Source organism: Paenibacillus sp. S-38, from assembly GCF_049942825.1.
Lineage (GTDB): Bacteria > Bacillota > Bacilli > Paenibacillales > NBRC-103111 > Paenibacillus_G.
The window spans coordinates 6689240-6703023 of the sequence record NZ_CP187970.1 but is presented as its reverse complement, the minus strand read 5'-3'; the positions used below and the strand labels follow the sequence as shown (position 1 = coordinate 6703023).

The window sequence follows — 13784 nt, the reverse complement described above, 5'->3', positions numbered from 1 at the left end:
AGGACAGCGAAGCCGTTTATCTTGTGGGAGCGCCTATTTTATGCAGTGGACGCACCACTCAGTACTCCCATTCATAAACTGAATTTGACTGTATCCCTAGACCTTGTAATGATACAAAAACCCGGGCAAGGAGGGGTGACACTTGGGCAGCGATCACAAGAGCAAGTTCTTACTCACAAGCCGCGAGCGGGAAGTTTTTGAACTGCTGGTGCAGGACAAAACGACCAAAGATATCGCGCAGCAGCTCTTCATCAGCGAGAAAACCGTGCGGAACCATATCTCCAACGTGATGCAAAAGCTGAACGTAAAGGGCCGTTCGCAGGCGGTAGTCGAGCTGATCAAGCTTGGGGAACTGCAGATCTGACCTACGCACCGCATAAACCACAACAAGCCTTTTTCGGAGCATTTCCTTCAACAGGAAGTGTACGCGAAAAAGGCTCTTTGGTGTAGTGGGGCCGCAGCGAAAAGCCCCCGGCGCCCTCTCTCCTCTCGGAGAGCAGGCGCCGGGGGCTTCCGTATGGGCTAATGCGACCCCGCTTCAGCCTTTACGGATGGGACTACTTCGCTGCTTTCTTTCTTGCTTTCTTGGCCTTGGCCACCGCGGGCAGATGCTTGTAGCTGCGGATCGTCGGTCCCTTGCAGATCGGACACTCCGGATATTCCGCCGCCGCGAATTCCTCACGGACCCAGGCCTTGCAGTCCGCGTTCTTGCATTTCCAGATGACGGTCGGCTTGAGTTCAGGCTTGGTCTCTTCCTGCTGCACGTCCATAAGGCACACCTCCTTGCAAAGCGGTCTTTATTGTAACCATTTTGGGCTCCCGCATGCAAGAGGATAACGGCTGAAATTCCGCCGAAAAGCCGCTCCCCGGCAGAAAAATAGCAGGCCCGGAGAACTGGAGCCTGTCTCCTGCTTTCAGGCGGAGAGTAGCAGCCGTCGGTCGGTGCCTTTGCCCGCATTCTTCGCGATCTCGGCGCCCTCCTGGGCGGCGGAGCCGAATCCATTTTTGCTGAAGGAAGGGAAATGATGCATCTGAAGTTCGGAGGGGAAGAAGGCGGAGAAGCGGAATGGTCGGGTTGATGGAATGCTCCAGTTGGTTTATACTGGAAATGGTTACTTCCAATTATTACTATATATTGAAGGAGAAAACCATGAAAAAAACCGGAGCTTTCGCCGCCTTCCTGTCCCTTCAGCTGCTGCTCGGATCCAGTGCGCTGGCCGGGACTGCGGAATTTACCAATGCGGATGCGGCGAACTGGGATCTTCCCGCTCAAGGGAAGCTGGAGTCGAAGCGGATGGACGACAACATGCTGACGGTAGAGACATCGCTGCAGTGGAGCAAGGAGAAGCTGGGCGAACGGGAGAAGAACAGGGCGGTCTATTCGTACGTGCCTGCGCTGAGATGGACGGCGAATGTGGAGAACGAGCTGAAGGGCGCCGTGATGGCGACTACGCTGCCCGGGGCCAAGTTCGACCTGATCCCGGCAGGAGATAAGCAGGGGGAAACCGTCCGGGTCACGGTGGCCGGGGCGGCGGACCTGCAGGGGGGCAAGCCTTATCGGCTGTACTCCTCCTGGTACAAGACGGGAACCGAAGACCCGGCACTGACCCTCCGATCGCAGGTCCGGTATACCACCTATATGCCTGGCGCGAAGGTGACCGACCTGCCGGGGTCGGACGACCGGATCGGCACGATGAGCTGGAACGGGGCGGAGAGTGCGTCGTGGCGTACGAAGCTGATTCGCGATCCGGATGTGCTGCCGTTCTTCCCGGTCTGGTACGAGTCGGCGGACGAGGAGATCCTCCCGGTGAAGGGGGCGTACCTGCGGATTACCTCCCGGGAGGCGCTGGATCTGTACAAGACAGAGCAGACGAAGAAGCTCATGGAGGCGTCCGATACGCAGACGTACCGTTTTGCGATTACGGCGAGTTCCTCCCTGCTGGACGCGGAGCTGAAATCGAAGCGGCTGGAGGAGCTTGGCGTCAAGATCTCCCAGTATTATGCCTACAGCTACGACGAGAAGAAAAACGAGCGGACGACCTACAGCTGGTTCCAGACCGACAAGGATCTGCTCACGAAGGTTCTTGGGGAAGACAAGACGAAGAGCTATTCGGTAATGGAGATTGAGGGGAAGGCCACAGGCGAGGCGCTGAAGCAGATCAGTGAATGGGACTGGGTCGATTTTGTGGAGATTGAAGAGAGCGGACACCGGCCGACCGGCGTCTACTGGCTCAATCAGAAGCTTTGAGAAGCTGTCCCATGGCCTTAAGGTCAAAGAAAACGCCATAAAACAGCAGCCTTCCCGCTTCAGAGGGAAGGCTGTTCCCGTTTTGACCCGGAGGAAGGAGCAGGATACGCGGTGGGTTCCTGCCCGGTCCAAGTGAACGATGCAGGTCCCCGCAGAACGCTGCTCGCGTAAGTTTCTTGAGAACAGCGCTTCCGTCGGATCGGTGGGAAGGACGAATGGGAGTATCCGGATACGGGAAATTACCCTTCCCGCATGCGGTGGAAGAGTAGACCGCCGCTTCTCGGATTTTCCCCCGTTACAAAATAGGGCATATGCTGCCTTACATAGGCTCCATAGCGTGTGAGAAGCTCCGGCGAAAGCTCATCGACGTAATGGACGCCCTGCGGCGGGTTGTCTCTGAGCAGGACGGCGAGCGCCGCATAGACGCCGCAGGCCACCTGATAATAGGTGGCATTCGTGGGGAAGGAGGGATACACCTCCGAATGCCTCATGATATTGTACATATAGCGCTCGCGGTCCTTGTACACGAGCAGTACGCCGACCAGATCCTCGCCCGCAAGCTCGGCCTCCGCGGGGTCGAGCACCTTCTCCTCCCAATCCCACAGCTCGGAGAGCCGGTCCAGATGATCGCGGATGGCCGCGGTCGTTACCTCGTTGACACGGTACAGGAAGCCGATCTCTCCTTTGAACCTGCGTCCCAGCGTAAGGACCTCTTCGTGGGGCATGAGGCGGCCGTAGAAGCTCACGTCCCCCAGCTCTACCCGGAATTCCTGCTCGTAGACCCTGCTCAGCAGAATATGAGGAATCCCCCGGCTCATATACAGGGGGTGGTTGAATATGGCCTCGTCCAGGAAGCATTCGGGCGACCAGGTAGAGTAGAGCGTTCCCGGCTTCGCCAGGGAAGGATCACGGTAGAACGAGGTATCCCGTTCCACGATATAGCAGGCCTCCGGCTCCTCTTCCGGCGCCTGGGCTTTGAGCTCGAGCGCCATCCACTGCACAATGCCGGGGTTCATGCCCGAGCCGATGAGCGCCTGCAGCCCCTTCAGGGAGGAGCGGACGGCTTCGACCCGGCGGTATCTCTCGATCAGCGTGAAGCCTTCGAGGGACTCGTCCTCATCCACGGCGGTATTCTCCAGCGCCGTGTTCACATAGGCGATGCCAAGCTGGTCGCAGCACTGCAGCATCTGCAGCGTATCCGCCCAGGAGACGTCGATGACAAGCCGGGTCCCGGTGGCGCGCAGATGCTGCTGCAGGCGTGCGGTGTCCATCGCGTCGAACTCATGCAGCTTCAGGCGCGGATAAAGGTCCGGGAACTGGGTACGGTAGTAGGCCGGCTCCTTCTGCTGGAGATCGACCAGATGCACTCTGCTCCGGGAGAGGAGGCTGTACAGCGGATCCCCGGGTGTCTGTGCAGCCGCTTGAAGCAGGGACAATACCGCCTTGGCCACACCCCCTCCACTCCCCAGCAGGGTAAGATGAAGCTCACTGGCTCTCATGGCTTGTTCACCTCCCTTCGCTATCAGCATATGCATGCGCCAGGGGAAGGAGTGGGGAAGTGGCGGGAGCGATTCGCGTAATTTGCTAGATTCGAGAGAGCTGGTAGATTGCAGGGGCGGGAGCGGGATTAGCGAAAAACGCGTTCCAGGCAGAGGGGAGGAACGGAGGTGTGTGTGTCTGGGGAGAGGGAGGAAGTGCCGAGAGGATCGGGGGCGGGAGCGGATGCCGGGCTGCTGATCACCGGACTTCTACCTGCGTCTGCACCACACCATGAGTGGCCTACTCTGCTTGTTTGCAAATAAAGGAACTCAGATGCCTTATGAGCTGTTTCTCCTGCTGAATTGCCGCCTTACGGGCAAATAGCGAATCGGAGTTCCTCTATTACCGTTTGGGAGCGGTTAATGAGTCAAATAGCGAATCTGTGTTCCGCTATTTTGGGGACATGGTTCGAGCCGGTACCCATGGGTCCCAGCCGCTTGAAATAACCAAGAGGACTCCCGGCGTAATGGGGGTCCTCTTGGTAAGTGCTGCCCTGTACGGTCAGCTGCAGTGCCGCAGTGCCCGCTTGCCAGCGGCAGCGCGGCATAGGCCGCTTGCCGGCGCCGCGCCGCCTGCCAAGCCGCTTGAAGTGCACTTACTGCTTCGGCGTGGCCGGCCTGGCATTCGGCCTTCAGGCACCGCGTTCCCGTTCATACGGGACCCGCAGGTGGAACAGCAGGCCGATGAGCACCAGGACCAGCAGGGAGCCGAGGGCGATCCGGCTGGCAATGTTGCCGTAATCGGCCAGGGCCCATGTGATCGAGCCGTAGAGCAGAGGGCCCACGATGGAGGACACCTTGCCCGAGAAGGCGAACAGGCCGAAGAACTGGCCGCGCCGTTCCGGCGGGGTGAGCTCCACGATCATCGTGCGGGAGGTAACCCACATCGCTCCCATAGCTACACCGTAGAGGCTGCCGGCGGCCCAGAAGACCGCTTCGCTGAAGGCGAGCGAGGCCAGGGCGATGGAGGCGGTCATGACCAGCGCTACGAGGCTGACCGAGCGTTTGGCCCCGAGGCTGCGGGTCACATAGCCGAAGAAGAACGAGCCGATAATGCTCGATACGGTGGACACCAGGTAGAGCAGGATGAACTTCGACGTGCTGAATCCTATGACGCTCGTGGCATAGACACCCATGACGGTGATGGCGGTCGCCACCGCATCATTGAAGAAGAAGTAGGCGATCATGAACTGGAACACCGCACGGTAGCTTCGGGCCTCCCGGAAGGTCGCCGCGATCTCCCGGTAGCCGCTGAAGAAGGAGGGCTTCGGTCCGGCCGCCGGCTTCGCCGGGGGCTCCTTGTACCCCAGGAAGAGAGGCAGCGAGAAGAGCAGGAACAGCAGGGCGCTCGGGATGAAGGAGCGATGGAAGCCGCCGTCGCCGACAAGCGGATAGACGCCGAGACCGACCAGGGTGCCGATATAGCCGACAGCGACGCCGAAGCCCGAGATCAGGGGGATTTCTTTGTCCCGCCCGAGGTCCGATATCATGGCATCGTAGAAGACGAGGCAGGAATTATACGTGAATTTGGCGATCATGAAAAGCAGCAGCACGGCGGCCAGGGAAAGCGGCAGACCGGCCAGCGTGCGGTCCGTCTGCCAATACCCTGCTGCCGCTCCCATCAAGACTGTGCTGGCCACACAGACGAGCGTGAAGGGCACGAGATACATTTTCTTCCGTCCGGTCCGGTCGATCCATACACCATACAGCGGGGAGAGCAGCACCAGGAACAGGCTTGAAAGCGCATTCGTATACGTGATGAAGGTGCCCGCGATCTGATTCGCCGTTTCACTGCCCCCGACGGCTTCCTTCAGATAGAACGGAAAGAAGATCGTAACAATATTACTCGTGAAGATGGTGTTGGCAAAGTCGTACAGCGCCCAGGCCAGGATGGGCAGCGACAGGAACAACGCGGCTCCACGACGGGACGTATCGGCGGCAGAGGCCGGAGGAGGGAGCATGAGCGGCATCTTCCTTTCAGCGGCTGCAGGCATGGAGCTCTCCGTGCGAAGTCCGCGCAGATGGGATGCGGAGTACAGAAATCATCGGTTCATCCGCTATTGTATTCGCATATTCGATAGGAGCATCCCAAATCCTGCCGCTTTACCGTATTTTCATCAAAAAGTAAAAGCCGCTCCACCCGCCGGGGAAACGCTGGCCGGCCCCGCCGTCCCTTGCTCAGAGCAGCGCGGTCAGCCCGCCCGCTGCCTGATCCCAGTGCAGGCGCATCTCTTCCCGCAAAAACAGATCCGGCAGGTTTTCCTGATGGAAGCTGAGGGTCGTCCTTCCTCCGGCTGCGGCGAGCAGACGGACCTGAAGGGTCGAAGGCTGCGGCCAGTCCGCCCGGCAATAGGTCATGCGCAGCTGCGAAGGCGGATGGACGACGCGGATTTCCCCGCCGATCCCTTCGCGGGTTGTGTAGGGGGCCCGCGGGGTGAGAGGCAGAACATCCACCGTACCCAGCCACAAAGGCAAAGCGCGGGAGGAAGTGAGCAGCTCCCACAGCACCTGCGGGGAAGCCGCTGCGGTTCGCCGCACACCGATCTGGAATCCCGTTTTGGCCGTCAGGCCTACCGGAGGAATGCCTTTATGCTGATGCAGGTAGGCGGCGGCTGTGACCTCGCTCCAGGCTGGGGAGAGGCCATGTTCCCTGTGCAGCCAGTCAGCGATGCTGTCCGCGGTGCCGCCGCCTGCTCCGGAGTCATGCACCAGGGTGATCCATTCCGCAGGCGGGCGGCCGGAAACCGCCTCCAGCCGGGTATAGGGAATTGTCGGCTTCATCAGTTCATCCTCCTTGACAAGTTGACTGCAAGTTTTCGAACGTATGTTTGTGATGGGTCTCTAATTCATAGTAGAACGGCATTCTTTCATTGTCAATTGCTGGATACAGGTGCCCCCTCAAGGCCGGAGACGAAAAGGCGGCGGCAGGGGAAGGAACAGCAGCAGCCTGCAGTCTCGTTCCGGCTGTCCGTCCACCGGAGGGCCGGCCGGTGCGAGGCTGTCCTGCTGCTGCCACGAACCCGGGTGGCGCTGCCTCCGGCGGGCTGAAGCGGTTCCGCTGAGGGCTCCATCCGGGCGGACCTATTGCGGGCCTTTCCTGCGAATGATTTGACGAAGAGGAAAATGGGGAATGGTTGGGGGGAAGAGCGGAGACACTTTGCTTTTCCAAGCAGGACATGGGATAAAGGATGTTGAATACAAATATGAAATATAGCTTCGCGAGCAGGGATGGGTGTCCAGTAACACTTTGATCTGTAAGTAATTCCAATATGTGGAAACGCTTACTTGGATGCTGAATGGAGAGCCTGCAGAAGTGAAACGAGTGGGTGAACGGATAGGAAAAAGCGCTTTAGCTCGGACGGGGAGGATCATCTCGAAGCCCGTGCAGTACCGTACAGCGTCTCTGATCTAAGAGCTTCATCCCCAGGCAGAGCTGTCGAGTTTCTTATATTAAAGGTTATCGTATCATGCTATAATTAAAACGAAATGCTTCTTGTGCGAATGAACATCCTAGAAGTGCATCTATGCGCAAGAACGCAGGGTCATCCGGAGGTCGAATGAGAATAAACCAGGGAAGCACATGGTGTACTGCCATGCTGTTAGTCCTATACCCGGGAGCCGCTTCGGCTCTGCTTCTGTCTCCGGAGTCCACGCTGTCGGCCGGGCTGGCGGGGCTGTTCTGTTACGGGGCTGCGGCTGCCGTAAGGGCGCCCGGGGCCGGCGGAGCCGTACTGTCCGGCCTGTTCGCCGCCGCCGGGACCGTTTACCTCCACGGCGGTTTCCTGCAGAAGGAAGCCGCGCCGGGCCCCGCCGGCTGGACCGCCGTTTTCATCACCCTTTCGCTGCTGGGCGCTCTGGCGGCGGCAGTCCTCCGGCAGCAGCCGGGTGAGAAGGAGGCCTTGCCTTCGGCTCCCGTCTTTACCGCATTTCTGGCCGCCTTATTCCTGCTCGGCACTGGCCGCCTGCTGGCGTTGCCTTCCGGTTCCGCTGCCGGCGTCTATGCCGGCGCGGGGGCGGCGGTGCTTCTGCTCGGCGGGGCGGCTCCGCTGCTGCTTGCGCTGCTGCGCCTCCTCTTTTCGTCCGCTGCGAAGCGCACTCTTATAAGAGCAGCGGTTCCCTCTGCCGCCTGGACGGCCGCCGCCCTTCTGGCTCCTCCCGTGCTGCTCAGCCTGCTGCCTCCGCTCTTGACCGGCGCATACGGGATTCACCCGCTGCTGTCGGGCTGGTGCTCGCTTACGCTTCTGCTGATCCTGCATCTGCGGAGAAGGCCGGGAGCCCCGGCAGCGGACCGGCAGGCCGCGATGACGCCGTCCGGCGGAACGCTGGAGGAAGCCCTGCAGGCTTATGACTCAGCCGGCTTCTTCCGAGAGGAGGCCGGCGGGCTGAGCGTGCTTAAGCCTCTTCTGAGGCAGATTGCAGGACTTCTTGGGGGAGGAGCCGCCGTGGTGCTCCGCTACGCCGACGATGCGGAGCATCGTGCAGATGCGCCGGTCGAGAGCATGGAAGAAGGAATGGATCCGGAGGAGGCGAGACAGGCCGCAGAAGAAGAGCGGGCCGGTTATCTCCGGCAGGTCATCCTGATGGATGAGCCGGTCACCGGCTACCTGATCCTGAAGGGGCCGGTGAAGGAGCAGACGCTCGGCAGGGAAGAGGGGGAACGGCTCGCCCTACTGCTCTCTTCCCTGCGGTTTGCGATGGAGAACGTCATTCTGGCGCGGGGCTTGTCGCTCCGGCTCCACGAGCTGGCGGCAAGGATGCCGCATGAGCTGAAGTTCGGCTGGCTGCGCCGGGCCCTGATCGACGGACAGGAGCGGGAGCGTCTGCGATTCGCGTCCGATCTGCACGATACGACCGCACAGGATCTGATCTATGTGCGGAGCCGGCTGCTGCCTCTGCTGGAGCGGCTGCCCGCAGACTCGGAGGAGTTCCGGCTGGCTGCCGGCGCTGCAGGCCATCTCGAGCTCATGAACGAGAACCTGCGGCAGACGCTCTTCGAGCTGAACCCGCTGCAGCTGCAGCATCTCGGCCTGACCGGGGCGCTGCAGAAGCTGGCCGGTCTCGAGCGGGGCATGCAGGAGGCGGAGATCGAGTTCCACGCGGTGGAGGCCGTGAGGCTGGAGCAGCTTCCGCCGGAGACGAAGCGGCAGCTGTTCCGCCTCGTGCAGGAGCTCCTGAATAATGCCCGCAAGCACGCGGACGCTTCCCGGATCACCATTGAATTGTCGGCGGCGGAGCAGGGGAAGGTCCACCTTCATTATACCGATGACGGCGCGGGCTTCGACCCGGACGCCGCAGCGGAGCGGGCCGGCCGGGGAGGCATCTCCTCCCCGGGCCTCGGTCTGCTGCAGATGCGAAGCCGTGTTCTGGTTCTGGAAGGTACCTTCGAGCTGGTATCCTCCCCGGGACGCGGTGTGCAGGTTACGATACAGATTCCCGTGAAAGAGGTACATGCCGTATGAACTACACGAAAAAAGTCCTGATTGTGGACGATCATCCGCTGATAGCGCAGGCCACCGCCGATCTCGTGCGGGGGCTGGAGAATGTACAGGTCATCGGCATTGCAGGCACCGGCGCCGGATGTCTGGAGCTCATCGGAAGCGAACTGCCCGATGTCGTGCTCCTCGACTTCCATCTTCCGGACCGGCTCGGTGACGAGCTCGCCTCCGAAATCAAGGAGAAGCATCCGTCCGTGCACATTATTATTTTTACCGGCGTCGATATCTCGGAGCTCTACACGCACTTCATCCGGATCGGCGTGAGCGGCATCCTCAGCAAGGAGTCCAGCCCTGAGGTCATCAAGCTGATGGTCAGCGCCGTGCTTCACGGGCAGACCCTGCTCCCGCAGGATTATTTCCGCCGGATCCGCTTCTCGCAAGACCCGGAGGAAGCCCAGCCGCTGACCGAGGATGAAGTGCATCTCATGACGATGGTGATAGCCGGTGCGACCAATGAGCAGATCGCCCGGGACATCCAGATGAGCAAGCGTTCGGTGGATAACTACCTGAGGCGCATCTATGATAAATTCGGCGTCCGCTCCCGTGCACAGGCGGTGGACCGCTTCCTGCAGCTCCAGCAGAAGACGAAGCTGCGGTGAGACGCCACGGAGAGGACGGATTTCCTATGTATTTCAGGAAAAAATCGGCATTTCCCCGTTTCCTCCTGAATGTTTCGGCTCCAATCGGTGTATAATGGAACTATATGAACCTATTATAGTAGAATAGATCAATATTGCCTCAATGTGAGATGAGACAAGGAGGAACCGGTTATGGATCAAATTTCATCTCTGTCGGAACTGCTGGCAGAGCAGAAAGCGTCATCTTATATAGAAATTCCCGGCGTGAAATCACGGACGTTCGGACAGACGACGCTTTCCACGACGCTTCCGATGAGCAAGCTGTTTGCAATTTACGAAGTGGACCTGGAAGTGCAGCGGGCCATCGTCCCCCAGAACCTCTCGAAGATGATGGACTACATCATGCTCTATCTGGATCATGGCCAGGGAATCTACTTCCCGGGAATCATTCTGTCCGCGCGCGGGGCCGGCGAGTATGACAGCTCCGCCAAGGTGTACCGCCTGCAGGCGATCGAGAAGCTCTATGTCGTCGACGGACAGCACCGTCTGGCCGCCTTCCGCCGCCTGATGGAAACGCTGCAGAGCGCCATGGCGCGGGCCAAGGATCGGCGAGAATACGACCGGATGGAAGAGATCAGCGCGAAGCTCAGCAAGCTGTACTCCTTCCCGATGTCGACGATGATCTATCTCGACATCAACGCCCGCCAGGAGCGGCAGCTGTTCTCCGACATCAATAAGCTTCCGCGCAAGATCGGCGGCAACCTGGCCGTACTCCGCGAGCAGCGCCGGTTCTACCATGTGCTGGCATCGCGCCTGGCGGAAGACGCGCCGGTCATGAAGCGGATTCCGGTCGACATGTTCACCGAGCGGGGCAAGGGTCCGGAGTATCTGTTCTCCTACCATCTTCTGATCGAGGTGCTTATCGGCCTATTCGAAGGGCGCCTGAAGTCTGCAGCACGCAACAACGGCTATTATTTCGAGGAGAAAGAGATCGAGGAGCACTTGAAGCTCGCTTCCCTGTACTTCGAGAGCCTGCTGAAATACCTGCCGGAGCCGGAGAAAGGCGAACTGTGCTGGTCCGAGAACCTGCAGATCGCCCTTGCCATGTTCTTCCACGACGAAGTGACGAAGACAGGCACGTTCAACAAATATGCGCTGGATCATGCGCTCAAAATTCTGCCGCATATCGATTGGAACGCGATCTATACCGGCGATGAGAAGGACCGTCTCCCAAGACGCTCCCGGATCATGAAGGCGTACCAGTTCGTCCGTGACTTCTATGACGAGCATCATCTGTTCCTGATCCGCTCCGACAATGATCCTTACGAATCCGGTTCCGAGGAGGATGCCAGCTAATGGACGGCTTAAACCTGCAAATGACCATCCACCCGTTCTGTGACCGCTATGGTCTCGCGACGGTGCCCGTGGAAGTCAAGGATCTGCTCAACTATACGTCGATCGACCCCATGGTGCAGCGAAAGCTCAGCGGGGGACAGCGCCGCAAGATCGCCAACTACCTGCAGGAGCGCGAGCTCGACCGGGTCTTCTTCGGCCCCGTCACCCTGAGCCTGCGCGACGTCAGCTCGCTGGCGAAGACCGAAGAGGGCCTCTTCCTGCGTCCGGGCTCGAAGCTAAGCATCCTCGACGGGCAGCACCGTATTCTGGCGCTCGGTTATGTCAATGAGCAGATGCTCAAGGAATCGCGCTCCCTGGAGCGGAAGGTGGCGGCGATGAAGGTCAAAGCCCGCCGTTCGCCCGAGGATACCGAGATTGCTGCGGAGCTGGAGCTTCTGGAGGGCCAGGTGGAGCAGCTCGAACGCCGCCGCCTGGAGCTGATGGAGAGCGAGCTTGCCGTGCAGATCTACATCGGGCTGAGCGAAGAGGAGGAGAAGCAGCTCTTCGGCGATATCAACTCGAAGGTACAGCTGGTGAGCAAGGAGCTGGGCCACTCGTTCGATTCCATCGATCCGCTGAATCTCGTGATCCAGCAGGCGGTGGACCACAACGTGTTCCTGAAGGGGGCCGGCGTGGAGCGCCGTGCAAACCTGACGGCCTACAACAAGAACTTCACGTCGTTCTCGTGGCTCTACTCGACGGCGACGATGCTGTTCACGGGCAAAATGCAGCCTTCTTACGAGCTGGCCCGCCGGATCAAGCAGGATCCGTCGCAGTATATCGAGATCCTGCACCAGTTCTATTCGACACTCATTCCGCTGATGCCGGAGCAGCCGGGGCTGCCCCAGTACAGCTCCTCCTCCCGGGCCATGCAGGAGAGCATCGCACTGTATGCACACCGCTACCTCTTCACGGACGGCAAGTACACGAAGAACTGGACCTCGTGTCTCAGCATCTTCGAGGGCTTCGACTGGTCGCATGAGAATGAGCTGCTCGTCGAGCGGTTCGGCGTGCTGGATAACGGCAAGCTGAATCTCATTCACGAGAAGTCGCTGCGCAAGCACGGCAAACTCGTCCAGCTGTTCCAGGAGCTGAAGGGGGAGCCTACGCCGGAAGACGAGGCGGACGAAGCTTCGGCGTAGTGTCTCCAGGCGGATTCAGGCCCTTACCTCGTATGAAAAAAAGCTCCGCTCTTTCTCCCTGCAGCAGGGAGAAGGGGCGGAGCTTTTGGCTTTGGCCGGCCGGCCGGCTTAAGAAGCCGTCAGCCGGTTCACGACAAGCAGGGCCGATCCGGTCACGATCGCTTCCTCGCCGAGCGAGCCGTGGCTGAACACCACCTGGTAGGTAGGATAGTAGTAAGTGCGCTGAACGGCCACCCGGGTCGCCGTGTGGAAGAAGCCCGGATAGCTGCTGATCAGGGGCCCGCCGAGAATGACCTTCTCGGGGTGCAGGATGTTGAGCAGGTTCGCGAGGCCGATCCCGAAGAAGGTCGCCGCCTGTGTGAACAGCTCCACGGTCAAGGGGTCGTTCTCCTGGAGCGCCGTCTGCAGATGGGCGAAGGTGATCCGCTCGGGGTCTGGCTCGAGTCGTGCAAGCAGGCTGTCGCGTCCCCGCTTTAGCAAGGACTGGGCCTGATGCTCCAGGGCGGGGATGGAGGCGTAGGATTCCAGCGCCCCGTAGTTGCCCTGGCCCCACAGCCGGGGACCGTCGCTCTGGACGATCATCTGCCCGATCGACCCTTCCATATCGACGGCGCCGTAGACAACCTGGCCGTTGGTCATCATCGCCGAGCGCAGGCCCACCCCGGCATGGATATACAGCATATGCCGGTAGTCGCGCTCGCGGTCGGACCACGATTCGCCGATGAGGGCGGCATTGGCACCGTTCTCGAGCAGCACCGGGAAGCCGAGCCGGTGCTCGAGATACGGCGCGATGCTGAGATTCGCCCAACCTGCCGTCGGGAAGTGCAGCGGATCGATCAGCGTGCCGGACTTGCGGTCGAGGGGGCCGACGGCGCCGATCCCGAGGCCGAGCACCTTGTCGTGCGGGATGCCGTGCCGCTCCAGCATCTCGAGCGCCGCCTCGGCGATACGGTCCAGAAGCAGGGCCGGCGTGAGCTCCTCTGTCATGGCCCAGCGCCTGTTCTCCAGCTTGTTCATCTGCAGGTCGAAGAGGATGAGCCTCGAATGGATGCGGGAGAGATCGAGCCCGAAGACATAGCCGTAATGCGGGTTGATCTCATAGAGAATCGGTCTCCGGCCGCCTGTGGACTCGCCGAAGCCGGCTTCGAGGATCAGCCCCTGGGCGGTCAGTTCCTCAAGCGTGCGGGTCAGGGTGCTTCCGGTAAGCCCGCTTTTGTCGAGAAGCTCGATCTTCGATACCGTTCCCCGGCGCCGGATGTTCTCGAAGATATCTTTATGCTTGCGGCCGGCGATCCGCCCTTCAATCGTCATTTGTTCCGTGTGTGCCATAATAGTCCTCCAAATCCGGGTGCCTTAGTCAGTTAATCCTATAGTAACTGATTCCGGCC

The 13784-nt window shown here is 60.2% G+C and carries 11 protein-coding genes; 6 read left to right on the top strand and 5 right to left on the bottom strand.

The window, feature by feature from the left end; genetic code table 11:
• Positions 1 to 142: 142 nt before the first annotated feature.
• Positions 143 to 364: a helix-turn-helix domain-containing protein gene (locus tag ACP26L_RS29230; protein ID WP_013920180.1), complete on the top strand. Its 222-nt coding sequence runs from the start codon at positions 143 to 145 to the stop codon at positions 362 to 364.
• Positions 365 to 557: 193 nt separating this feature from the next.
• Here the strand turns inward: ACP26L_RS29230 and ACP26L_RS29225 are convergent, their stop codons facing one another.
• Positions 558 to 770, bottom strand: a complete 213-nt coding sequence (locus tag ACP26L_RS29225) for a cold-inducible protein YdjO-related protein (RefSeq protein ID WP_426448764.1) — start codon at positions 768 to 770, stop codon at positions 558 to 560.
• Positions 771 to 1150: 380 nt separating this feature from the next.
• On the opposite strand from ACP26L_RS29225, the gene ACP26L_RS29220 reads away from it, so the two are divergent.
• Positions 1151 to 2248 carry a hypothetical protein gene (locus tag ACP26L_RS29220; protein ID WP_426448762.1) on the top strand — a complete coding sequence of 366 codons (1098 nt, stop codon included), beginning with the start codon at positions 1151 to 1153 and terminating at the stop codon, positions 2246 to 2248.
• A 239-nt stretch (positions 2249 to 2487) separates the two neighbouring features.
• Here the strand turns inward: ACP26L_RS29220 and ACP26L_RS29215 are convergent, their stop codons facing one another.
• From ACP26L_RS29215 to ACP26L_RS29205, 3 genes are all read right to left on the bottom strand, one after another.
• The gene (locus tag ACP26L_RS29215; protein WP_426448760.1) at positions 2488 to 3747 is read right to left on the bottom strand and encodes a saccharopine dehydrogenase NADP-binding domain-containing protein; all 1260 of its coding nucleotides are present in this window, start codon (positions 3745 to 3747) and stop codon (positions 2488 to 2490) included.
• A 671-nt stretch (positions 3748 to 4418) separates the two neighbouring features.
• Positions 4419 to 5747, bottom strand: coding sequence for an MFS transporter (locus ACP26L_RS29210; protein WP_426448758.1), 1329 nt, complete (start codon positions 5745 to 5747; stop codon positions 4419 to 4421).
• A 217-nt stretch (positions 5748 to 5964) separates the two neighbouring features.
• Positions 5965 to 6567: an SRPBCC domain-containing protein gene (locus tag ACP26L_RS29205; RefSeq protein WP_426448756.1), complete on the bottom strand. Its 603-nt coding sequence runs from the start codon at positions 6565 to 6567 to the stop codon at positions 5965 to 5967.
• 812 nt (positions 6568 to 7379) lie between these two features.
• Here ACP26L_RS29205 and ACP26L_RS29200 point away from each other — a divergent pair.
• The 4 genes from ACP26L_RS29200 to ACP26L_RS29185 all read left to right on the top strand — a co-directional run bounded on the left by ACP26L_RS29200 (position 7380) and on the right by ACP26L_RS29185 (position 12396).
• Positions 7380 to 9245 carry a sensor histidine kinase gene (locus ACP26L_RS29200; protein ID WP_426448754.1) on the top strand — a complete coding sequence of 622 codons (1866 nt, stop codon included), beginning with the start codon at positions 7380 to 7382 and terminating at the stop codon, positions 9243 to 9245.
• On the top strand, positions 9242 to 9880 hold the full coding sequence (locus tag ACP26L_RS29195; protein WP_426448752.1) for a response regulator: 639 nt from the start codon (positions 9242 to 9244) through the stop codon (positions 9878 to 9880). The genes ACP26L_RS29200 and ACP26L_RS29195 overlap by 4 nt, the downstream gene beginning before the upstream one ends.
• Before the next feature lie 171 nt (positions 9881 to 10051).
• Positions 10052 to 11215: a DGQHR domain-containing protein gene (locus ACP26L_RS29190; RefSeq protein WP_426448750.1), complete on the top strand. Its 1164-nt coding sequence runs from the start codon at positions 10052 to 10054 to the stop codon at positions 11213 to 11215.
• Entirely contained in the window at positions 11215 to 12396 is a 1182-nt protein-coding gene (locus tag ACP26L_RS29185; RefSeq protein ID WP_426448748.1) for a DNA sulfur modification protein DndB, read from the top strand. Before ACP26L_RS29190 ends, ACP26L_RS29185 begins: the two co-directional genes overlap by 1 nt.
• Positions 12397 to 12504: 108 nt before the next feature.
• Here the strand turns inward: ACP26L_RS29185 and ACP26L_RS29180 are convergent, their stop codons facing one another.
• On the bottom strand, positions 12505 to 13725 hold the full coding sequence (locus ACP26L_RS29180; RefSeq protein WP_426448746.1) for an ROK family protein: 1221 nt from the start codon (positions 13723 to 13725) through the stop codon (positions 12505 to 12507).
• Positions 13726 to 13784 lie beyond the last annotated feature (59 nt).

Coding starts and splice junctions, on each gene's coding strand:
- ACP26L_RS29225 (WP_426448764.1), bottom strand. CDS start 770: ATGGACGTGCAGCAGGAAGAGACCAAGCCTGAACTCAAGCCGACCGTC.
- ACP26L_RS29220 (WP_426448762.1), top strand. CDS start 1,151: ATGAAAAAAACCGGAGCTTTCGCCGCCTTCCTGTCCCTTCAGCTGCTG.
- ACP26L_RS29215 (WP_426448760.1), bottom strand. CDS start 3,747: ATGAGAGCCAGTGAGCTTCATCTTACCCTGCTGGGGAGTGGAGGGGGT.
- ACP26L_RS29210 (WP_426448758.1), bottom strand. CDS start 5,747: ATGCTCCCTCCTCCGGCCTCTGCCGCCGATACGTCCCGTCGTGGAGCC.
- ACP26L_RS29205 (WP_426448756.1), bottom strand. CDS start 6,567: ATGAAGCCGACAATTCCCTATACCCGGCTGGAGGCGGTTTCCGGCCGC.
- ACP26L_RS29200 (WP_426448754.1), top strand. CDS start 7,380: ATGCTGTTAGTCCTATACCCGGGAGCCGCTTCGGCTCTGCTTCTGTCT.
- ACP26L_RS29195 (WP_426448752.1), top strand. CDS start 9,242: ATGAACTACACGAAAAAAGTCCTGATTGTGGACGATCATCCGCTGATA.
- ACP26L_RS29190 (WP_426448750.1), top strand. CDS start 10,052: ATGGATCAAATTTCATCTCTGTCGGAACTGCTGGCAGAGCAGAAAGCG.
- ACP26L_RS29185 (WP_426448748.1), top strand. CDS start 11,215: ATGGACGGCTTAAACCTGCAAATGACCATCCACCCGTTCTGTGACCGC.
- ACP26L_RS29180 (WP_426448746.1), bottom strand. CDS start 13,725: ATGGCACACACGGAACAAATGACGATTGAAGGGCGGATCGCCGGCCGC.